Source organism: Hydrogenobacter sp. T-2, assembly GCF_033971325.1.
In the GTDB taxonomy this organism is placed as follows: Bacteria; Aquificota; Aquificia; order Aquificales; family Aquificaceae; genus Pampinifervens; species Pampinifervens diazotrophicum.
Map to the genome: position 1 here is coordinate 1,401,185 of NZ_CP117180.1, position 20,999 is coordinate 1,422,183.

At 43.6% G+C, this 20,999-nt stretch carries 24 protein-coding genes and 1 tRNA gene; 10 read left to right on the forward strand and 15 right to left on the reverse strand.

All coding sequences use genetic code 11. From position 1 onward, the window contains the following. Positions 1 to 27 precede the first annotated feature (27 nt). Both phoU and IAE16_RS08145 read left to right on the forward strand, forming a co-directional pair. A complete protein-coding gene (phoU, locus tag IAE16_RS08140) occupies positions 28 to 696 on the forward strand; it encodes a phosphate signaling complex protein PhoU (protein ID WP_323700317.1) in 669 nt (222 codons plus the stop codon). Further along, entirely contained in the window at positions 693 to 2,417 is a 1,725-nt protein-coding gene (locus IAE16_RS08145) for a sensor histidine kinase (protein ID WP_323700319.1), read from the forward strand. The genes phoU and IAE16_RS08145 overlap by 4 nt, the downstream gene beginning before the upstream one ends. Here the strand turns inward: IAE16_RS08145 and IAE16_RS08150 are convergent. The 14 genes from IAE16_RS08150 to fdnG form a co-directional block, all read right to left on the reverse strand. Continuing rightward, the gene (locus IAE16_RS08150; RefSeq protein WP_323700321.1) at positions 2,375 to 2,863 is read right to left on the reverse strand and encodes a hypothetical protein; all 489 of its coding nucleotides are present in this window, start codon (positions 2,861 to 2,863) and stop codon (positions 2,375 to 2,377) included. The two genes, IAE16_RS08145 and IAE16_RS08150, sit on opposite strands and share 43 nt — an antisense overlap. Beyond that, entirely contained in the window at positions 2,860 to 3,429 is a 570-nt protein-coding gene (locus tag IAE16_RS08155; protein ID WP_323700322.1) for a hypothetical protein, read from the reverse strand. The genes IAE16_RS08150 and IAE16_RS08155 overlap by 4 nt, the downstream gene beginning before the upstream one ends. Before the next feature lie 14 nt (positions 3,430 to 3,443). Next, entirely contained in the window at positions 3,444 to 3,806 is a 363-nt protein-coding gene (locus IAE16_RS08160) for a hypothetical protein (protein WP_323700323.1), read from the reverse strand. A 1-nt stretch (position 3,807) separates the two neighbouring features. Then, positions 3,808 to 4,221 carry a molybdopterin-guanine dinucleotide biosynthesis protein B gene (gene mobB, locus IAE16_RS08165; protein WP_323700324.1) on the reverse strand — a complete coding sequence of 138 codons (414 nt, stop codon included), beginning with the start codon at positions 4,219 to 4,221 and terminating at the stop codon, positions 3,808 to 3,810. Continuing rightward, the gene (locus IAE16_RS08170; RefSeq protein WP_323700325.1) at positions 4,187 to 4,846 is read right to left on the reverse strand and encodes a lysophospholipid acyltransferase family protein; all 660 of its coding nucleotides are present in this window, start codon (positions 4,844 to 4,846) and stop codon (positions 4,187 to 4,189) included. The genes mobB and IAE16_RS08170 overlap by 35 nt, the downstream gene beginning before the upstream one ends. Next, positions 4,825 to 5,613, reverse strand: coding sequence for a universal stress protein (locus tag IAE16_RS08175; protein WP_323700326.1), 789 nt, complete (start codon positions 5,611 to 5,613; stop codon positions 4,825 to 4,827). The genes IAE16_RS08170 and IAE16_RS08175 overlap by 22 nt, the downstream gene beginning before the upstream one ends. Beyond that, positions 5,613 to 7,526 carry a threonine--tRNA ligase gene (gene thrS, locus IAE16_RS08180; RefSeq protein ID WP_323701645.1) on the reverse strand — a complete coding sequence of 638 codons (1,914 nt, stop codon included), beginning with the start codon at positions 7,524 to 7,526 and terminating at the stop codon, positions 5,613 to 5,615. Before thrS ends, IAE16_RS08175 begins: the two co-directional genes overlap by 1 nt. A gap of 26 nt (positions 7,527 to 7,552) precedes the next feature. Continuing rightward, entirely contained in the window at positions 7,553 to 7,885 is a 333-nt protein-coding gene (locus IAE16_RS08185; protein WP_323700327.1) for a nicotinate phosphoribosyltransferase, read from the reverse strand. A gap of 15 nt (positions 7,886 to 7,900) precedes the next feature. Next, positions 7,901 to 7,996, reverse strand: a tRNA-Sec gene (locus tag IAE16_RS08190). Then, on the reverse strand, positions 7,996 to 8,517 hold the full coding sequence (locus IAE16_RS08195; protein WP_323700328.1) for a biotin/lipoyl attachment domain-containing protein: 522 nt from the start codon (positions 8,515 to 8,517) through the stop codon (positions 7,996 to 7,998). Before IAE16_RS08195 ends, IAE16_RS08190 begins: the two co-directional genes overlap by 1 nt. Continuing rightward, complete coding sequence (locus tag IAE16_RS08200; RefSeq protein ID WP_323700329.1) at positions 8,514 to 9,281, reverse strand: formate dehydrogenase accessory protein FdhE; 768 nt, start codon at positions 9,279 to 9,281, stop codon at positions 8,514 to 8,516. The genes IAE16_RS08195 and IAE16_RS08200 overlap by 4 nt, the downstream gene beginning before the upstream one ends. A 77-nt stretch (positions 9,282 to 9,358) precedes the next feature. Beyond that, a complete protein-coding gene (locus IAE16_RS08205) occupies positions 9,359 to 9,994 on the reverse strand; it encodes a formate dehydrogenase subunit gamma (protein WP_323700330.1) in 636 nt (211 codons plus the stop codon). Positions 9,995 to 9,996: 2 nt separating this feature from the next. Continuing rightward, positions 9,997 to 10,887 carry a formate dehydrogenase subunit beta gene (gene fdxH, locus IAE16_RS08210; RefSeq protein WP_323700331.1) on the reverse strand — a complete coding sequence of 297 codons (891 nt, stop codon included), beginning with the start codon at positions 10,885 to 10,887 and terminating at the stop codon, positions 9,997 to 9,999. A 12-nt stretch (positions 10,888 to 10,899) separates the two neighbouring features. Continuing rightward, positions 10,900 to 13,935 carry a formate dehydrogenase-N subunit alpha gene (fdnG, locus tag IAE16_RS08215; protein ID WP_323700333.1) on the reverse strand — a complete coding sequence of 1,012 codons (3,036 nt, stop codon included), beginning with the start codon at positions 13,933 to 13,935 and terminating at the stop codon, positions 10,900 to 10,902. 163 nt (positions 13,936 to 14,098) lie between these two features. On the opposite strand from fdnG, the gene IAE16_RS08220 reads away from it, so the two are divergent. Genes IAE16_RS08220 through IAE16_RS08255 form a run of 8 tightly spaced genes read left to right on the forward strand, consistent with a single transcriptional unit; the run spans position 14,099 to position 20,641 of the window. Further along, a complete protein-coding gene (locus IAE16_RS08220; protein ID WP_323700334.1) occupies positions 14,099 to 15,196 on the forward strand; it encodes a DEAD/DEAH box helicase in 1,098 nt (365 codons plus the stop codon). Between the two features lies 1 nt (position 15,197). Beyond that, positions 15,198 to 15,719, forward strand: a complete 522-nt coding sequence (locus IAE16_RS08225; protein WP_323700335.1) for a KdsC family phosphatase — start codon at positions 15,198 to 15,200, stop codon at positions 15,717 to 15,719. Further along, positions 15,712 to 16,203, forward strand: coding sequence for an LPS export ABC transporter periplasmic protein LptC (lptC, locus tag IAE16_RS08230; protein ID WP_323700336.1), 492 nt, complete (start codon positions 15,712 to 15,714; stop codon positions 16,201 to 16,203). Before IAE16_RS08225 ends, lptC begins: the two co-directional genes overlap by 8 nt. Beyond that, on the forward strand, positions 16,200 to 16,658 hold the full coding sequence (gene lptA / locus IAE16_RS08235) for a lipopolysaccharide transport periplasmic protein LptA (protein ID WP_323700338.1): 459 nt from the start codon (positions 16,200 to 16,202) through the stop codon (positions 16,656 to 16,658). Before lptC ends, lptA begins: the two co-directional genes overlap by 4 nt. Further along, positions 16,627 to 16,908, forward strand: a complete 282-nt coding sequence (locus IAE16_RS08240) for an HU family DNA-binding protein (RefSeq protein WP_323700340.1) — start codon at positions 16,627 to 16,629, stop codon at positions 16,906 to 16,908. The genes lptA and IAE16_RS08240 overlap by 32 nt, the downstream gene beginning before the upstream one ends. Further along, on the forward strand, positions 16,895 to 17,935 hold the full coding sequence (locus IAE16_RS08245) for a geranylgeranyl reductase family protein (protein ID WP_323700341.1): 1,041 nt from the start codon (positions 16,895 to 16,897) through the stop codon (positions 17,933 to 17,935). The genes IAE16_RS08240 and IAE16_RS08245 overlap by 14 nt, the downstream gene beginning before the upstream one ends. A 16-nt stretch (positions 17,936 to 17,951) precedes the next feature. Further along, positions 17,952 to 18,800 carry a family 1 encapsulin nanocompartment shell protein gene (locus IAE16_RS08250; protein ID WP_323700342.1) on the forward strand — a complete coding sequence of 283 codons (849 nt, stop codon included), beginning with the start codon at positions 17,952 to 17,954 and terminating at the stop codon, positions 18,798 to 18,800. Continuing rightward, positions 18,797 to 20,641, forward strand: a complete 1,845-nt coding sequence (locus IAE16_RS08255; protein WP_323700343.1) for a vWA domain-containing protein — start codon at positions 18,797 to 18,799, stop codon at positions 20,639 to 20,641. The genes IAE16_RS08250 and IAE16_RS08255 overlap by 4 nt, the downstream gene beginning before the upstream one ends. Here IAE16_RS08255 and IAE16_RS08260 read toward each other — a convergent pair. Continuing rightward, complete coding sequence (locus tag IAE16_RS08260; RefSeq protein WP_323700344.1) at positions 20,592 to 20,951, reverse strand: hypothetical protein; 360 nt, start codon at positions 20,949 to 20,951, stop codon at positions 20,592 to 20,594. The two genes, IAE16_RS08255 and IAE16_RS08260, sit on opposite strands and share 50 nt — an antisense overlap. Positions 20,952 to 20,999: the final 48 nt, after the last annotated feature.

Genomic DNA, 20,999 nt, shown 5'->3' on the forward strand with positions numbered 1-20,999 from the left:
AAATACTATAATTAATGGAGGGTCATGATGAAACTTTTTCAGGAGCTTGAGGAGACGAAGAACCTTGTTTTAAAGATGGCAGGTCTTGTCAAGGAGGCTGTGGACAAGGCAATAGAGTCTTTAAACAAGCAAAGCGTGGAGCTTGCGGAAGAGGTCATAAAGGGAGATGACCAGATTGACCAGATGGAGGTGGAGATAGAGAGAAGGTGTATAAGGATGATAGCCCTATATCAGCCAGAGGCGGTAGACCTGAGGCTTATAATGGGTATTTATAAGGTAGTCTCTGACCTTGAAAGGATTGGGGACGAGGCGGAAAACATAGCGGAAAGGTCTATACTTTTGGCACAAGAGCCACCATTAAAACCCTATGTAAATCTAACCCTTATGGCTGCAAATGTGAAAAGCATGATAGAGGATGCGGTGCTTTCCTTTTTCCAAAGGGATATAAGCCTTGCCAAAAAGGTCATAGAAAGGGACGATATGGTAGATGAGCTATACCATCAAGTGCAAAGAGAACTTATCACCTACATGCTTGAAGACCCAAGAAACATAAAGAGGTCTATGCACCTTTCCTTTATAGCAAGGCACTTTGAAAGGATGGCGGACCACGCAGAAAACATAGCGGAGATGACCATATACTGGTCTGAGGGAGAAATGGTAAAACACCAGCACATTAAGGAGAAGGAAATGCATTGAAGCTTTACCTTGCCTTTTTCCTTTTTCTCTCTGTCTTTGTCCTCATAAACATAGCCTTTTTAGACAACCTTAGGCAAATATGGGGTATAAGCTATCCACTTGTCCTCTTGGTTATAAATCTTGACCTGCTTATCCTCTTTGTGGTCTTTGTTATATTTTTTAGAAAGTTTATAAAAACCTACCTTACTGGCAGGAGTGGTCCATTAAGGCGTAAGCTCTCCACAAGCCTTTTGCTCTACATTATAGCGCCTCTTATATTCCTTAACATAGCAACCGCCATAATACTTTTGCAATCCACCAAGTCCTTTGTGAGCGGACAGTTAAAGGAGGTGGCAAGAAGGTCAGAAGATTTAAAACTTCTTATAGAGGAAGGGGAGAAGAAAAAAATAGAGGACTATAGGAAAATTGCAGAACTTTTAAAGGAAAAGGGTGTGGAGCTTCAGGTGTTTGAAGCTTTGGAGGGTGTTAGGGTTATCAAAAATCCAAACTGCAAGGAAAGCCTTGAGGAAGAAATGGCTGTGTTGTGTATTGATGGCTACAGTGTAGTTATAAGAAGAGGCTCAGAAGTTAACTCCTTAGTCAATTACATATACCAGACCGCAGGTGAGTTAAGGAATATGGTAAAGGCAAGGGACATAATAGGTGGCATATACATATACTTTATAGTGCTTGCGGGTTTCGTTTCCTTTCTTTCTGCGGTATGGTTTGGCAATCTCGTTGCAAGATACATTAGCCTACCTCTTGAAAGGCTTTCACAAAAGGCTGGAGAGTTAGCAAAGGGGAACTTTGAAGTTCATGTGGAAGTGCCTCAAACGGGAGACGAGGTGCAAGAGCTTGCAAGCAGTTTTCTGAGGATGAAAGAGGAGTTAAAGGCGTTATACCAAAGGCTAAACAGGGAAAAGGAAATTCTTTTGACCCTCTTTGATGCTCTACCGGTGGGTATAGTGTTTATATCAAAGGATGGGGAAAGGTTTTATAACAAAACCTACGAGGAGCTTGCAAAGAAAAGCAACGTAAGACAAAGCTTTATTGAGCTTGAGCTTGGAAAGGTCGTGGTTTACGAAGACCTTGAGGCGGTTATTCTTGCGGAACGCTTTAAGACTTGGCAGATGGCGGTAAAGAGGATAGCCCATGAGATAAAAAACCCTCTCACTCCCATAAGTCTAAACCTTGAAAGACTTATAAGGTCTCTGCAAAGGGGTCAGTGTGATATGGAGCGTGTGGCACAGATGGCTGAGCTTATGCTCCAAGAGATTCAAAGGGTCAAAAAGACCATTGACCAGTTTAGAAGCCTTTCTGTGGATACAGAGCCTCAATTTAAGGATGTGGACTTGGGAGATTTGCTCAGGCAGGTCTCAAGGCTCTATGAGGGTCTTTCCATAGAGGTATATGGCTCTTTGAAGGTGGCAGGTGACGAGAGGCTATTAAGGGACATGTTCTTCAATCTTTTTAATAACAGCCTTGAGTGGGGTGCAAAGAGGGTGTGGGTTGAGTTAAAAGAGAACATGATAATCTACAAAGACGATGGGGTGGGTATAGAGGAAGGAAAAGAAGAGCTTATTTTTATGCCATACCATTCTGAAAACCCACAGGGTATGGGTCTTGGTCTTGCTATAGTAAGGCACATAGCAGAGCTTCACGGTTGGAGTGTCAAGGCTCTTCCCAGCAAGGATGGCTTTTATATGCTTGTGGAACTGAGTCCAAGAAAGGGTAGTATCTGAAGAACTCTTATAAGGTGGTTTTCCCATATGACCTCTAACTCCTCTTTTACCGCCTTCTCTTGGTCTTCTGGGCTTAGGCTTTTAAAGCTTTCAGACTTTACACCTCTTTCGTGTAAAAGGAGAGGGACAAAGACCTTACCCATGGCATAGAAGACAAAGGCAAGCTCTATATCTGAAAGTTGTGGAAAGCCATTGAAGGTCTTGTAGGTCTTTATTCCCGCCCAGTTGGTCCAATAACGCACCTCTGGGTCTTCCACCCTCTTTTCGTAGCCTCCCACATACATGGAGATGAGAGCCTTTAGAAGTCTTTCTTCCCTTTGAGGATACAGGCTGGAAATTTCTTGTGCCAATTTGTCCACATCCCTTGAGCTTATAAGCTCGTAGTCTTTTAGAAACCGCTCCTTCCAGTTTTCATACCTTATAAACTCCTGATGGGGGACTCTCAACCTGTTTCCTCCGACCTTTCATACTCAGGACACTCAAGGCTTGAGGGGTCTACTTGAGGTAGGACCTCCCTTGTATCTGTATGATAGCCACAGACAAAGCACTCAATGGAGACCGCATATCCCACATGCATATGACCTATGTCCCATCCGCAGAGAGGGCATTCACCTTCTCCAGCCTTAAGAAGCTCCATAAGCCTGTTTCCGTTTTTTAAGCTACTTTGCACCTTTTTTACCCTATCTATAGCTTTTTGCACCTCATCGCTGTTCCACTCCGAGCCACACTCAAGGCAACGGTATTCCGCATAACTACCTTCCTTTATAAGCCTTATCACCTTGGTAGAACCGCATCGGTCATCTATGCAAACCTCTCCTATGAGCTTTCTTCCCAGCTTGTCCAATATGCTTCTAAAGTCTTCCTGTGTCAGCTTCATAGGCACATCGTAAGCCTTGTAGCCACAGCATTGGCATTCCGCCTCCACTCTTGGATAGGGCTCCTCATATTCACAGACCCTAAGTGCTATCCTTTTGCAATAGGGACATAGCTCAAGATGGGTTATACAGACCATGTATCTCCTCCTTTTTATAACATGTTATACTTCTTCATAAGCTCCGCAAGTTCTTTGTCCTTATCTTCAAAGGGTCTTATCATAGTCCTTCTATCCCATATGGCAAAGCCTATAGTTACCGCAGTTATAGTGGCAAAAGTGCCCGCAAGTATAGCCATAAAGGTTATAACCATATCAATTCTCTTATCTACCTGCTCTATCCTCTTGTCTATCTGCTCAAACCTTTTTTCAATTTGTTGAAAACCCACTTCCACTTTAGTCTCAAGTTTTTCCATCCTTATGTAGGTGCTTCTTAGCATTTCACGGTCTTCTTGTGTGAAGGCATCAGCGTGAGTAATAGAAGCTACCAGCAAAAGCAAAAGGAAAAGCAAACTCATATTAATCCTCCAATATATAATCTATAACCTTTTGCAAGTCCTTTAGACCTTCCACCCTCAAACCTTCAACATCAAGCTCTCCAAGCACAACCTTTTTTACACCCTTTAAAGACTTCCATCCTTCCAAAAGAACCACATCAAAGTTTGAGAAGTATTCTTCTACCACCTTTAAAGGGTTATCTTCTCTCCTTTCCCATAGAGTTAGTCTATCTGGAGACAAAAGCCCTACTTTGTCCGCCACTTTGAAAACCCTGTTTGTGTCGCTTCCTTCCTTATCGGTTATGCCATGAGCTTTTGGGTCATGCTTGAGGTATCCAACCTTTAAACCCTTTGCCTTAAGCTGGGGTATGAGTGCTTCTATAAGCGTGGTTTTTCCCGAGTTATGGTATCCTACTATGCTCACTATCTTTGGCACGGGCGAGCTCCTTTATGCTTTCCATTATATCTTCCGCTACCCTTCTGTAGCCTTTAAGATTGTCCTCATCATAATAGACCTTGCTCTTGCCAATAAAAACCCTTATGGGATGTCCTGGCTTTGGAAACTTGGCACCTCTTGGAAAAACCTTGTCTGTCCCTTCTATGTATACAGGGAGCACTGGTCTTTGGCTTTTTATTGCCAGTAAGCCTACGCCGAGCTTGGGTCTTAGAAACTCCCCTGGGTCTGCCCTTGTTCCCTCAGGAAATATGCCAACTTTACATCCAAAGTGCATAAGCTCTAAGGCAAGCTCAAGCACCTCCAAGTCTCCAGAGCCTCTCTTGACTGGTAATGCACCCATATGGGGGAGCAGTTTTCCAAGGATAGGCACTTTAAAAAGCTCTTCCTTAGCAAGAAATCTCAAAGGCTCTGGAAAAACGCTGTTTAGCACTGGAGGGTCAAGGTGGCTTCTGTGATTGCTTACCACTATGCAAGGCTCCTTTGGAATATTCTCAAGCCCGTAGGCTTCTATGCGAAAGAGACTTCTAAAAGCCCTCTTAACAGAGGGACAAAAAGGAGCAAGGAAAATTTTTGAAAACCTGCTTACAGGACAAGCACTGGACATTTCAAACTCCTTATAAGATGAAGGGAAACACTGCCTATTCTTTCTCTCATACCCTTGCCTCTTCTTCCCACAACTACCAAGTCATACCGAGATGAGTTTATAAACTTAACCATCTCCCTGTATGGGTCTCCCTCCAGAAATATCAGGTTCATGTCCCTTTCGCCAAACATGTCTGTAAACATATGCCTTGCCTCTTCTTTCTTATCCTCAAGACGCTTTTCGTAATCGCTAATAACCAGCTTATCCTTTAACCTGCTTATGTTGATAGAATAGACCAAGTCAAAATCAAAGGGTATAAACTCCCTTAACTTAAGGGCAAATTCTACTTGCCTTATAGACCTATCGGAAAAGTCTATTGGAAGGCACACTTTCCTTACGCTTGTATTAGCTCCATCTTTATAAACCCACAACCCCAAACCATCAGTTCCAGATATTATCCATTCTGGCACAGACTTGCGAAATAGCTGTTTCTTGTATTTTACGAATATCAGGTCATAGTTTTCCTGAAGGTGCTCAAGGGTGGCATTATTAGAGCTTGGTAGAGTGTAAAACTCGTAGTCTTCAAATAGCTCCTCTATGTGTTTTCTTATGGCTTTTTCCCTTTCTTCGGAAGGCTTTGAAAAGAAGTTCACAAGGTCTCCAAGAAGGTTTTCCTCCTCTACAAAAAGGAAGTTAGGCTTTATGTTAAGCCTGGAAAGCAAACTCTTTACATATCTAAGATACTCGTAGTCCTCTTCCCATATATGGACTGCAACTCTTCCAAACATTATTCCTTGTTCCTTATTTTTTCAGTCAACATGTTCAGAAATTGCTCCAGCGTCATAGAGCCGAGATTGCCTTCCTTCTTACTTCGCACAGAAAGACTTCTGCTCTCTACCTCCTTATCTCCTACCACCACCACGTAGGGAATTTTCTGAAGCTCCGCATCCCTTATGCGTGCGTTTAGCCTTTCATCTCTTAGGTCAAGCTCTACCCTTATGCCCTTATTCTTCAAATATGCTTCCACTTCTCTTGCATAGTCTCCATGCTTTTCTGGAGATATGGGTATGACCTTTACCTGCACAGGAGAAAGCCAAAGTGGCAAAAGTCCCGCGTAATGCTCAAGTAAAACGCCCACAAACCTCTCTATTGAACCAAATATTGCCCTGTGGACCATATATGGTCTGTGCCTTTTGTTATCTGGACCCACATACTCCATGTCAAAACGCTCTGGAAGGTTGAAGTCAAACTGTATGGTGGAGCATTGCCAAAGCCTGCCTATGGCATCCTTTATTTTCACGTCTATCTTTGGTCCATAAAAAGCACCGCCACCTTCGTCTATCTCGTAGGGTAGTCCTATCTTCTCCACAGCCTTTTTGAGAGCTCCCTCCGCAAGCTCCCATTGCTCCTGAGAGCCTATGGCATCTGAAGGTTTTGTGGATATATAGACTTTAAAGTCTTCAAAACCAAAAGACCTTAGCATCTCAACCGCAAACTCAAGGGTTTCCTGTATTACTTCCTCCACCTGCTCTGGAGTGCATATTATGTGAGCATCATCCTGCGTAAAACCTCTAACCCTCATAAGCCCATGAAGGACGCCTGACATTTCGTATCTGTAGACTGTGCCAAGCTCTGCCAGTTTAAGAGGCAGTTCTTTGTAGCTGCGCACTTTGCTTTTGTAGACCGCTATATGAAAAGGGCAGTTCATAGGCTTTACAAAATACTCTTCCTGCTCTATCTCCATAGGAGAGAACATGTTAGGTCTGTAGTAGTCCAAATGCCCGCTTGTCTGCCAGAGCTTTGCATTTCCCACATGTGGAGTGTATACGAGTTGATATCCTCTCTTTATATGCTCTTCCTTCCAGTAGTCCTCAAGAGTCTTTCTCAAGATTGCACCCTTGGGAAGCCATATAACAAGTCCTGCACCCACCTCGTCCTCTATAAGGAATAGCTCAAGCTCTCTACCGAGTTTTCTGTGGTCTCTCCTTTTTGCCTCTTCGTAAAACCTTAGCCTTTCTTCAAGCTCCTTTCTATCCCAGAAGGCTATACCGTATATCCTTTGGAGCATAGGCTTTGAAGAGTCTCCCATCCAGTAAGCACCCGCCACATGGGTTAGCTTAAACTCTCCCACCATACCTGTGGAAGGCACATGTGGACCTCTACAGAGGTCTGTAAAACCATCCTGACCGTAGATGGATATGGTATCTTGTGGGTCTATCCTTGCTATTATGTCCAGCTTGTAGTTTTCTTTCATATCGGAAAAGAGCTTTATGGCTTCTTCCCTTGAAAGCTCCTTCCTAAAGAGGGGGTAGTTTCTTGAGATTATCTCTCTCATCTTCTCTTCTATCTTTGGAAGGTCTTCTGAGCTTATGGTATGTCCTTCCACCTCCACATCGTAGTAAAAGCCCTCCTCCGTGGTAGGACCCACACCAAGATGAACCTTCTCATAGCCATATAGCTCTTTTAGAGCCTGTGCCATTATATGAGAAAGGGTATGCCTCATTATCTCAAGGCTCTCTGGGTCTTGTCTATGGATAGGAACTATTTCCATATTCTCTCTTATGGGAGTAAGAAGGTCTATTAACTTTGAGCCAGACTTTCCACCTATGGCATCCTCTATGCCAAGGGCTTTAAAGATCTCTCCAAGGGTAGTGCCTTTTTCCACCTGTATCTCTTTGCCATTGACTTTTAACTTTACCATTTCCATAGGGTTAAATTATATTCCCCTCAAAGCCCCAGTGCGGTCTTTACCATGTTGAGCCTATCTTTGAGCTTGTCCTTTTCCTTCTCTTCTGAAAAGTAAGATAGCACCTCATAATCATCTACATCCACCTTGCCCTTTTCCCTTATCCTCTGTGCGACGAAGTCCGCCACTGCAAGGAGCTTTTTACACCTGTTGGTTGCTTTGAACTTTATGTCCTCTACCCTTTCTGGGCTACCCTTTATGAAAAACCTAACAGAATGACAGCCTAGGCTACACTTTCCAATCTCTCTATATCCTTCTGGCACTTCCTCCACAAAGTTTTTTAGCCCTTCCTTTATATAGTCCACCACCCTCATATCAGTATTATAAACCGGGAGAGTGAGGGAATCGAACCCTCCAGGGACCCCTAACAGGACCCCTCACGGGATTTGAAGTCCCGGGACCGCACCAGCATGCCAAACTCTCCCTACTTCTTTGGCAGACATTCTATCTTTTCCCTAACAATTACACCTCTTACTATATCCACTATCTCTTCCGCTCTTTTTAATCTCTTCAGCTCCTCTGGACGGTCAGACTTTATTTTAACAACCCAGCTCTCGTAAGGTCTACTTACTATGAGGGAAGGCTCCCTCTCTAACATCTTGTTAGACTCTACTATCCTTCCACTTAGGGGGCTTGGAAAGGTGGAGACCCTTTTTCCAAACTCAACTACCGCAAGGTTTGAATCAAACTCCACCACCGTATTAACAGGCTTTATCCTTATGGCATAAAGTGGATAAATGAGAGAGGAAAGCACCTGCATGAAACCCACAGAGTAAACCCCTGAGCCTTCATCCTTTACCCATTGGAAAAGCATTCTATCTTCATCTACCCTGTATAGCCTGTCCGCCTTTATGATGCAACCTTGAACCTCAATATCCATAACCCTTACCTTGCCTAAGATAGGTATAGAAAGCAGAAAACTAAGGAGAATTCTCCTGCTTATCATAAACCAAAGATATTCCTCTCAAACCTTATAAAACCTCTTTCCTTCGCCCATAGGTCAAGGACAAGTGTGGCTATATCATCCACCACTGGCACCGCAAGACCATCAAGTCGCATATCCACAATTTTAATGTAATGACCGCACTTATGACAATACTGTATCTGAACAGCTCTGTTTTCCTCGTTGTAGTAGTAATCGATAGAATTATCTTCTTCGTTTCCACAGTTTACACACCTGTTTCTGTTGTATAGCCAATCAGTTCCACATAAAACGCAAAGGAGAAACCTACCACCTTCCACATCTTCCTTGTCCGCTATGTAGGATATGTGAGGTCTAAAGCCACAGACGGGACATTTTGTCTTAAACCAGTTCTCCTTATCAATATCCATACTCTCCGCCATACGCTCGTAAAAGGGACCAAGGAAGGTAAGAAATAAAAACCTGTCTACGTCCTCTGCCTTCTTCTCCTTTAGAAACCTATCTATCATACCACCCACTCTATCCCTCTCCATCTGCCTTAATTCCCTTGCCCTTTCAGAGATTTGAATTGTTCCCTTTTCTCTGCATAATTCAAGTAGTTTGTAAAACCATTTCATACCCTTTCGCCAGTTGGGTTCTTTGCCTTCAAGAGCTTCGTATACCTCTCTCTGGTATTCAAGAATATGTGAGTAAAAATCAAGAAGTTCAGAAGCCTCTGGATATTTTGATTTTAAAACCCTTAACCTCTCAAGGGCGTATTCTTTCTCTCTCAGTTTAAATATGTTCATTTTATAACCTCACAAGCTATTTTTAAAAAGACAGGAGGCATAAGCCTCCCAGTCCTGCCAGCAAAAGCCCTTTCATATTATTGCCTCCTCATAATTTGTCTGAACCACTTTGGATGATGGTGCATAGCCCAGAGTGCGGAAACCTTGCCTGTTATGATGCCAGAAAGTGAACCGGGAACACCCACAGTGCCCATGTAAACATGCACTATAAAGCCTGCACCCACCAGTATAAAGGCAAGACTATGAAGGAGTATGGAAAGCCTTACTATTTTTGCAGAAAAGCTCTCGGGAAACCACATAACTATGCCCGTTATAAGAAACAGAGCACCACCTAAGAAGACCATCCAGCCGAAGATCTTCTGACCTGCGTTATACTTGCCTACCTCAGGAAGTTTTTCTTCTTCTCCCTTTATGTAATGCTTTACATTGGAAAGCCACCTAATGTCATCGCTGTCAAGAACAAAGTCCTTTGCCCATCTTAGAAACATAAGGAAAACACCAACAGCAAACACTACACCCGCCCACTTGTGAAGCCATGCGGAGAACTCTTTTCCTCCAAGAAGAGGAAGTAGCCAGGCAAACTTTGGAGAATACATGCCAAGCCCTGAGAGGAAAAGATATACAAAAGGTATGGCTGTAAGCCAGTGCACAAACCTGTCAAAGGCTGAAAACCTTTCCACCTCAATCTCTTCAAGGTTCTTAACTTCTTCCATGATCATTCCTCCTTCTTATGCTTCTTGCCTACCCTTATGGGTCCAAAGAGTATAAGCTGTAAGAAAGCACCAAGGAGCGTTCCCCAAAGCACTACTGAGCCTATAAGTTTTAATGGACCCTTCCAAAGGCTTATCAAAGGTGATATGCTTGCCTCTTTTGGAAGCCCATACATTTCGGGTTTATCCCCGTGAGGCAGAAGGTAGATGTATCCAGTTCCACCTACACCTGGTGGGTCGTATATGGATGCCTTTTCAAAACCTCTCTTCTTAAGACCTTCAAGGAGCTTGTTAGCCCTTATAAGCATCTCTTCCTTTGTTCCAAAGTGCAAGGCGTTTGTGGGACAGGTTTTTACACACATGGGCTCAAGACCAGCGGAAACCCTATCTATGCAGAAGTTACACTTCCATGGTTTGTTGTTTGCGTCGTACCTTGGCACATCAAAGGGACAGCCAGATAGACAGAACTTACAACCTATACACTTAGAGTGGTCAAAGTCCACAACGCCGTTTGCATACTGAACTATAGCACCGGGAGATGGGCACGCCTTAAGACAGCCGGGGTCCGCACAGTGCATGCACTGATACTTGGTTATCGCCCAAACAAGCCCATTTGGAGTTTCCTCCTCTTGAAAACGCATATACATAAAGAGGTTAGGAGCAAGACCAGGACCAGACTGATAACCAAAGAATGCCTGCTGTCCCACGTTGAGAGGTGGCTTTAGGTCATGCCACTGAGAGCACCCTGCTTCACAGGCTTTGCAACCTATACAGCTGGATATATCTACAAGTATTGCAAGCTGGTCTGCTTGCTTTATACTTTGGTCAGGGGATTTGGAGGCGGAGACCCGCCTCAACCCCAATCCTACCGTTCCTTCTGTGGTTACTGTAGCCATCTTTTCACCTCCTTATGCTTTTACCTTTTCAACCCTGCAAAGGAAACCCTTGAACTCTGGAGTTTGAGAGTTAGGGTCCCACACAAAGGGTGTTATCATGTTGGCGAGGGCACCTTTAACTACACCCTCATTACCCCAGTGTATAGGGATACCTACCGTATATACCTTTTTACCATTTATCGTGAGAGGCTTTATCCTCTTAGTGGGAAGGACATAACCCTCCGCAGAACCTCTTGCGGTAACAACCCTTACCTTGTCACCCTCTTTTACACCCAACTCCTTTGCAAGCTCCTCTGGTATCTCAATAAACATGTTGGGCACAAGCACAGATGTGCCATAGATATGTTTTGTCCAATAGTGGAAATGTTCAACTACCCTATAGGTGGTCGCCACATATGGAAATTCATCTGGTTTTCCAAGCAGGTCAAGGTCTGACTTGTATATCTTAACCACTGGGTTGTGAGGTGTCTTTGGATGTAGGATGTTCTCTACGGGAGACTCAAAGGGTTCGTAGTGTTCTGGGAAGGGTCCATCCACAAGAGGTGCACAGAATAGCCTACCTCTTCCTTCTGGAAGCATTATGAAGGGTCCATAATCAGGTGTTAAGTCTGGCCTTATATCTGGCACGTCGTAGCCAACCCATCTGCCTTCTGCCTCGTTCCACCATAGATATTTCTTCTTTTCGCTCCAAGGCTTACCGCTTGGGTCTGCGGACGCCCTGTTGTAGAGTATCCTTCTGTTGGCTGGCCAGCTATAGCCGTAGCCCGGATAGACTCCCAAACCTGATGGGTCGGAGAGGTCTGTAGACTTCGCCCTGTTGCCCGATTGAGGGAAAACACCAGAGTATAGCCACATGCCACAGGCTGTTGTCCCATCATCCCTTAGCACACCAAAACCGGGTAGCCTTTCACCCTTTTTAACCACCACATTACCCTTGTCATCTGTAAGGTCCGCAAGGGCGTAGCCGTTCATTTCTCTCAGGACCTCTTCAGCAGTTGGATAGTAGGGGTTTTGGAAGTTCCATGTAAGGTTGAGTATGGGGTCTGGGAACTTACCACCCTCCTTCTTGTAAAGGTTTTTGAGCCTCATCCACAACTGACCCGCTATCCACAGCTCATCCTTTGCCTCGCCTGGTGGGTCTACCGCTTTATACTTCCACTTTATAACCCTTCCACTGTTTGTGAATGAACCTTCCTTCTCCGCAAAGAGTGTAGAAGGCAGCAGAAATACTTCAGTTTGTATCTTTGATGGGTCATCCACATACTTCCAAAAGCCCGCCATCTCCGTTTCAAAGACATCAATAACCACCATCCACTTTAGCTTTCCAAGTCCTTCCGCTATCTTCTTGACGTTTGGATTGCTTGCAAGTATGTTCATACCCACGGAAACAAAGCCTTCCATCTTACCCCTATACATCCTGTCCAGTATCTCGTCCATAGATATAACCTTTTCCAACTTAGGAAGATAGTGGTAGGCAAATTCGTTCTCTGGAGTTGCAGCATTCCCGAACCATGCTTTAAGAAGGCTTACATAAAATTTGCCGTAGTTAGACCAAAAGTTCATAGAAGTGTCTATAGCCTTAGGAGTGTTTGCCTGTATATGGTCTTTGAGAGATTGCTGGTCTGCCCTCGGGGGTCTAAGGTAGCCCGGCAAAAACCTTCCTTCTCCTGCAAGGTCAGTCATGCCTTGAACGTTTGCATGACCTCTAAGTGCATTTATTGCACCACCCGGCACTCCTATATTTCCGAGTAGCAGTTGAAGTATAGCCATAGAGCCTATGAGCTGTGTTCCTGTGGAATGATGTGTCCATCCAAGAGCATAGAGGTGTGTCATAGCCTTATCTGGAGCGGATGTTTCCGATATGAGTTTTGCCACCTCAAGGAACTTATCTTTTGGAATGCCTGTCAGCTTTTCCACTACTTCTGGCGTATACCTTGAGTAGAACTCCTTCATAAGCTGGAATACACATCTTGGATGTTGAAGTGTCATGTCCTTCTTTGCCATACCCTTCTCGTCAAGTTCGTATCCCCAGAGGGACTGGTCGTATTTTCTCTTTTCTGGGTCGTAGCCAGAGAATAGACCTGTTTGTGGGTCAAAGCTGTAAGTATCCTTTACGATATATGCAGCGTTTGTAAAGTGCTTTATATACTCCTCGTTGTATTTCCCGTTCTGAAGCACATAGTTTATAAGACCACCCATAAAGGCTATATCTGAGCCAGCTCTTATCTGCAGGAAGATATCAGAGACAGCAGCGGTTCTGTTGAACCTTGGGTCTACACAGATTATCTTAGCTCCCCTTTCTTGACGGGCTTTTATCGCCCACTTAAAACCGCAGGGATGGTTCTCCGCAGGGTTTCCTCCCATAACGAGTATTAGGTCTGCGTTCTTTATGTCATTCCATCCATTGGTCATCGCACCTCTTCCATATCTTGGGGCCAAACTGGCCACCGTTGGTGCGTGTCATATTCGCGCCTGGGTCTCTCGTGCAACAAGTCCGAGGGCAACCCCCATCTTTACCCACAGATAGCCCTCTTCGTTGGCTATGGTGCTACCCTCAACCCAAGCTATGCTTTCACATCTGTTAACAGTTCTACCTTGCTCATCCTGTTCTATAAAAGTCCTATCCCTCGTATCCTTTATCAACCTTGCAATCTTATCAAGAGCCTCTTCCCAGCTTATTTCCTGCCATTCCTTTGCACCAGCGGGTCTATACATAGGTTTTTTGAGCCTTTTAGGTGCGTTTATAAAGTCTTTAAGGGTTGCACCCTTTGGACAAAGGGTTCCTCTATTGACAGGGTCATCTGGATTGCCCTCCACATGTATGACCCTTGGCTTTACGTTCATAGAACCATCGGTAAGGCTGTAGATTATTACACCACAAGAAACAGAGCAATAGGGACATATGCTTTTCACAGCCTTTGCGTTGGAAATTTTAAGGTCTCTAACCCTCGCCATGGCAGGCTTTAGGTCAAAACCAAGCCCACCAGTGAGGGTAGCACCTGCAGAAACGCCCGCAACTTTTAGAAAACTTCGCCTTGTTAGCTCCATTTTTACACCTCCTTTGATAACCTCACGATAAAATGTAGGGCTAAAAGGAATAAATATCCATTCAAATTTTCAAAGAATATCTTCTAACATTTCAAAATAAGAATTTTCTTATGCTGGTAATTTTCTGTGGCTCGCTTATAATTAAAGTAAAAAGGAGGAAGAAATGAACTTTGATTTCTCACAGCTTAGTATTCCCTTGCGTAAGGCACTCAAGGACTTGGGTTTTGAAAAACCCACTCCAATTCAGAAGGAAGCCATACCCTTAGCCCTTAAGGGCTACGACATAATGGGTCAGGCTGCAACAGGAACAGGAAAAACCGCCGCCTTTGGTATACCTATCATTGAAGGAAGCGAAAAGGAAGAAGGGACAACCGCCCTTATAATGACACCTACAAGAGAGCTTGCTATTCAGGTAAAAGAGCAGTTATACCAGCTTTCAAAGTATAAAGGGCTAAAGGTCTTTAGCTTCTACGGTGGGACACCAGTCCAGAAGGACCTTGAGCTTCTATGGAAGATAACACCAAACATCATAGTAGGGACGCCAGGGAGGATAAAGGACCTTAGCATGAGGGGTCTTTTTAACTTTGAGAGCCTAAAATACTTCGTCTTAGATGAGGCGGATAGAATGCTTGATATGGGCTTTATAGAAGACATTGAGTGGATAATAACTCAGCTTCCAAAGGAAAGACAGACCTTTCTCTTTTCTGCTACCATACCAAGAGAGGTAGAAGAGCTTGCCAAGAAACACCTAAAAAAGGACTACAAGTTTGTTAAGGTTATAACAGAAGAACTAAAGCCAAAGATAGAGGAAAGGCTCATAAAGCTGAGTTCCTCTGGACAAAAGATGTCTGAGCTTGAGAAGATACTGAGGGAACATGTCCTTGAAAAGGTTATAGTCTTTGTAAAGACAAAAAAGGATGCAAAGGATATAACGCAAGAGCTGAAAAGAAAGGGCTTTAATGTGGTCTCCCTTCATGGAGATATGACACAAAGGCAGAGAGAAAACGCTCTAAGGCTTTTCAGAGATGGCAAGGTTAAGATAGTAGTGGCTACAGATGTAGCCTCAAGAGGGCTTGACATAAAGGGTGTGAGCCTTGTGATAAACTACCATATCCCAGAAGACCCAGAGGTATACATACACCGCATAGGTAGGACTGGAAGGATAGGCACTTATGGAAAAGCCTACAGCCTTATCACACCTGAAGATAGCAAAGCCCTTTGGAGGATAAAGAAGTTGAAAGAGAGCTACGTTCAAGCATAGGATGGAATTAAGGGATAGAGCTTTAAAGATAAAACTGCTTTTACTTGACGTGGACGGTGTTCTCACAGACGGAAGGCTCTACTACACCTCAAGGGGTGAGGAGATAAAGGTCTTCAATGTTAGGGACGGACTTGGCATAAAGCTGGCTCAAAGGGCTGGCATAAGGATAGGTGTAATATCTGGAAGAAACAGCGAGGCACTTATAAACAGGCTAAAGGAACTAAAAGTGGATGAGGTGCATTTAGGCTATAACCAGAAACTCCCAGTGCTTGAGGATATAATAAATAGGCTTTCTCTTAGCTTGGAAGAGATTGCCTTTCTTGGTGATGACTATGTGGACCTTCCAATTCTGAGAAGGGTGGGCTTTCCTATGGCGGTTTTGGATGCACCAGAAGAGATAAAAAAACATGCTCTGTATATAACGAAATCAAGGGGTGGGCATGGAGCAGTAAGGGATGCCATAGAGTTTATCTTAAAGCTAAGAGGACAGTGGGAAGAGGTAATAAGCCAATACTATGCTTAGGAGTTTAGTCTTTAGTTTACTGATAATATTTCTTGCTTTCACTGTTAGGATGTATATAGACAGCTTTGCAACAGATAGTGGACAAGAAGAGATGGTAAACCTCCTTGAGGGCGTAACAATAAAAGCCTATAGTAGGACTGGTATTGAGTGGACTATAAGGGGTAAGAGCCTTGAGGTGGTTGGCAAGGACGTTAAGCTCTACGAGGCGGAGCTCTTTTCAACGGAGGCTAACATAAAGGCTGTTCAGGCTTATATAGACAGGTCTACAGGAGAAGGAATGCTCACAGAAGGGGTGGAGGTTAAGTCTGAAGACATTACCGCAAAGACACAAAGCGCATACATAAACCTAAATGAGGGTAAAATATGGGGAGAAGGGAACGTCCAAATATTGCAGGGAGAAAATCTCATAAGGGGTAAGGGCTTTGAGATAACCCTAAAGCCTCTAAAAGTTATAATTAATAGAGCGAGGACGGACATAAGATGAGAAAGGTTGTAATTCTTTTGTTCTTAATACCTACGCTTATGTTTGCACAGCCCATAGTAGGCGAAGCGGACAATCTCACCTATGAGAAGGATAAGGTGGTGTATTCAGGAAATGTGAGAATCACAAGAGGGGACATGCTGCTTACTGCAAACAGAGTAGTTATAAACTTGGACGAAAACAGAAGGGCAAGGCTCATAGAAGCGGAGGGAAATGCAAGATATACGGAGGGAAACAGAAGAGCCTCTGCTAACAAAATGGTCTACGACATGCAGAACGAGGTTATAACCCTTATAGGAAAAGCAAGAGTGGAGGAAGGACAGAATTTCCTTGAAGCGGACGAGATAGTTTACTACAGAAAAGAAGATAGGGCGGTTGCGGTCAGTAAAAATTCACGGGTAAGAACCTTCTATGTGGAGGAAAAGGATGAAAAAAACAGACCTAATAGAAAGCCTTAGGAAGGAGTTTAATATAAAAAACAGGGCGGACGCTAAGCTCTTTGTGGACAGTTTTTTTGAAGAGATAGTTAACCTTGTTCTTGAAAAGGGTAGGCTTGAGCTCAGAGGCTTTGGCGTTTTTAAGATAAGGAGGCTGAGCGGAAGGTTTATAAAGAACCCCAAGACTGGCATAGAGATGTATGTGGAAGAAAGGTATAGCATAGGCTTTAAACCCTCAAGTCTTTTCAATAAAGAGCATGATAAGGTTTGATGTTTTAATAGTTGGAGGAGGTCCAGCAGGCTCTTCTTGTGCCTATAGGCTTGCAAAGGCTGGTAAAAGGGTTTTGGTGGTTGACATAAAAAGAAGTATAGGAAAGCCTGTGCAATGTGCGGAGTTTGTCCCTATTCAGCTATACCATCAGTTTAAGGAGTTCTTTCCAGAAGAAGCTATAGCTCAGAGGGTAAAGAATATGGTTCATTTTACACCTTGGGGAGAGGTGGTAAGTATGTGGTCGGAGGGCTTTGTATTAAACAGAGAGGTCTTTGACGCTCAGATAGCCAAGCTGGCACAGGAGCAGGGTGCGGTATATATGCTTAGAACACAATTTTTGGGCTTTGAAGATGGTTTTGCATGGCTTGAAGAGATTGACACGAGAGAAAAGTTTCCAGTAAAGGCGGACTTTGTAGTGGGTGCGGACGGACCAAGGTCAAAGGTGGCAAGGCTCACTGGTGAAAAAACCCAGACATTTCTCACCACTGCACAAAGCACATTGGAGCTGACAAAGGAGCTTGAAGACCTTCTTATATACTTTAGAGACTACATACCTGGAGGATACGGCTGGGTCTTTCCAAAGGGAAGGCTCGCCAACGTGGGAGTGGGGGTTGACCCAGATTATGGAGTTAATGTGATGGAAAGTCTCAAAAGGTTCGTAGAAGAGGTTGTTGCAGAGGGTGTAGTAGAGAAGCAAGTAATAAAAAGAACGGGCGGATGGATACCTGCGGATGGGCTACTGCCTTTGGTAAGAAAGAGGGTTCTGCTTGTGGGGGATGCGGGTGGCTTTTGTCATCCCATAACTGGCGGTGGAATAGCCAACGCGGTCATATCGGGGGATATGGCAGGTAAAGCATTATGTGAGGATTCTCCAGAAGAGTTTGAAGAGGAAGCTCAAGAGGTCTTTGGGAGCACCCTCTGGAGGGCATCAGAAAAGAGGAAAAAACACATGAAAAGATGGGACAACCTAAAGGAAATAATCCCAAAAACATGGATAGCCTTTGAAGAATATTGGCGTATAATTTAAGTTAGGAGGTGGTTAAATGGACTTTTTAGGAAGAGACCAATCACCACTTACTTTTGAAGAATGGGAGCAATTAGAAAGTGCGGTTATTGATGTGGCTAAAAAGACCCTTGTATGCAGAAGGTTTATGCCAATTATAGGACCTATAGGTGTCGGGCATCAGGTAATAGCCTACGATGTTTACCTTGGGGTAGAACCGGGAGTATGTGAGGTGAAACCAGGAGAAGAGAGCGAAGCCTGCGAGCCTGTGAGAACAGGAAGAAGAAAATACATAACCCTTCCCACCATATTCAAGCCTTTCTCCATAACTTGGAGAGACATTGAATACTTCAGACAATTTAACTTGCCAATTGATACCTCTCAGGCATCTGCTGCAGCCTTTGCCACTGCAGTGGCGGAAGATACCCTCATAATTCACGGCAATCCAAAAATGGAAATAGAGGGTTTTCTTACCGTGGAAGGAAGGCAGAGCATGTCCATGAGCGATTGGGATGTGCTTGGCAACGCCTTTAACGATGCAGCTCTGGGTATATCAAAGCTCTCGGAGAAGGGATTTTATGGACCATACTATCTTCTACTGAACCCAAGGGACTACTTTAAGCTCAATAGGGTCTATCACAACACGGGACTTCTTGAGATTGAGCAGATTAAAAAGCTGGTTTCTGATGTATACCACACACCTATAGTCCCAGAAGGAAAGGCTATTCTCCTGTCCACAGGACCACAAAATATGGACCTTGTCCTTGGGCTTGACTTTAGCCTTGCCTATGTGGAATCTACCAACATGGTGCACCACTTTAGAGTTATGGAAATAGTCGCACCACGCATAAAGAGACCTGGTGCCATAATGGTAATAGGCGAAAAGTGAAAGAGCGTTGGAAGGTAATAGAGAAGCTCCTTTCTGATGAGTATGACATAGAGGTTCAGGCAAGCTACGAGGGTTGGGGAGCTGGCTATGACCCTAAGTTTCTACCTCTCACCGAAATGTGGGCAAAGGGGGAAATAGAGGATGTGCCAGAACCAGTAAAGCGACCCTCTGGCATTGCCTTCTATCTTCAGGAAGTCTCTAACAAACCAGAAGAGGAAGCCATAAATATCATAAGGCATGAGATAGAGTATCTTTTTAGCACTGACCTCTACCTTTGGAGGATTGGTCAAAGGGAATTCTATAAATTTGGCTTTACGCCTACGTCCTTTTTAGTGCTTTATGCGGTTTTGGAGTCTATAAAAACAGACGAAAGGCTTATAAAAAGCCATCCAGATAGCTTGCAAACTGTAAAAAAGCATTACAAAAACATATTTAATAACTTAGAAACCTACTATCCACACCACCTTTTTGCTATTTCTCTTCTGGAAAACTGGCTTGGTGAAGGGAACTATCAAAAAGATACACAGAAATTCCTCCAAGAGTATCTAAATGCAAAAAGCAGGGATGCCTATGACATAATTATGGAGGACCTCTTTGGAAGATACATGAGTCATATAGAAAAGGCACAAGACATAAACTATGTTGACCTGCTTTTGGAAGAGGCAAGAGGAAAGACCAGAGTTGATGCCCACAGAGGCAGGATAATGACAGACCTTCTAAAGAAACTACCAGAACATCTTCAAGAGATAATAGTGCAAAACAAGGACAAAAGGGCGGTTGATATATCAGAAGCGGACAGAAAAGAAATACTCAAAAGTCTAAAGGCAGTCCCAGACTGGATGCGAGACTACCTAAAGCAGATGTCTTACATAAACTTGATAGAGAGGGATGTGGAGTTTATAAGACACTTTTTGCCAAAAACCCTTGAGGTTGATATAGAACACAGAGGCTTTTTGAGCTTTATTATAAAGGGATGGGAAGAGCAGTCTTCTTCCTCTTCTCAGTCTGGCTTTGGAAGAAGCAAAAGGGAAAAAACAGAAGAGGACAGACTGTATGAGAAGGCTTACGGTCTTGGAAAGGAAGACTTTATGGTTTACAAAAGAATGCTCTCTGATATTTTGCCACACATAGACGCTTTAAAGAGAAAACTGGTCAAACTCATGCCACAAGAAGAAGAAGGTTGGACCGGAAAGCACTTCTATGGTAGAAGGATTGATACTAAAAGCCTAAGCGTGGAAGCTCCTCTTGGAAGAGGAAAAATATACATGAGAAGGCATATACCAGTAAGAAAAGAGTTAGCCTTCAAGCTCCTCATAGATATTTCCACTTCTATGAAAAGAGAGGACAAAATACAAAACGCCATAAAGGCTCTTTTGCTTTTTTCAGAGGTTATAGAAAGCCTTAAAATGTCCTTTTCCATAGATGTGTTTTCAGACAGGGTTTTTAGACTAAAGGCGTTTTCAGAGGACTACAAAAGTGTAAAGTGGAAGATAGTAGAGCTTTTTAACCTGCTGGGCGGTGGGACAAACCTTGAAAAAGCCCTTATATATTCTTATGAAGACCTTCAGACCTTCTGCTTGAAAAATCACATTAGGGGATGTATTGTAGTTTTTTCTGATGGAGAGCCCACAAGAGGTCTAAAAGGTCAAGAGCTAAAAAGCCTTATAGCACAGATAAAGGCAAGAATACCAATCATAGGCATAGGAGTTGGCACAGAAAGAAATTACACAGACTATTACTTTGAGAAAAGTGCTATAAGGATAAGGAGCATAAGCGAGCTTCCTACTGCCTTTACAAGGATAATAGAAAATCAGGCAAGGAGGCTTCTATCCTTTCAATAGCCACCTTTATACCCTCTTCTGGCTTTTCTATCACAAAAAGGTAATCAGTAGCCCTTTCATGCTTTAATGCCTCTTGCAAAAACTCACGAGCCTGTGTGTCTTGACCAAGAGCAAAGTTAAGCAATGCCAAAAGCAGATATTTCTCTTGGCAGTCCTTTGCAAGCATTAGCCACTTGGTTGCCTCAAGATATTTAAACTCTACCACATACCTTATGCCTATATAGAGAGGTTCACGAAAGGCTATAAAGTCCTCTTTGCTAAGTTTTTTACCTTCCTTGCTGTAGACCACTACTCTAAACCTGACTCTCATCACACGAACCCATCATACAAAATGCGAAGGTAAAGTTTAGATTAACTA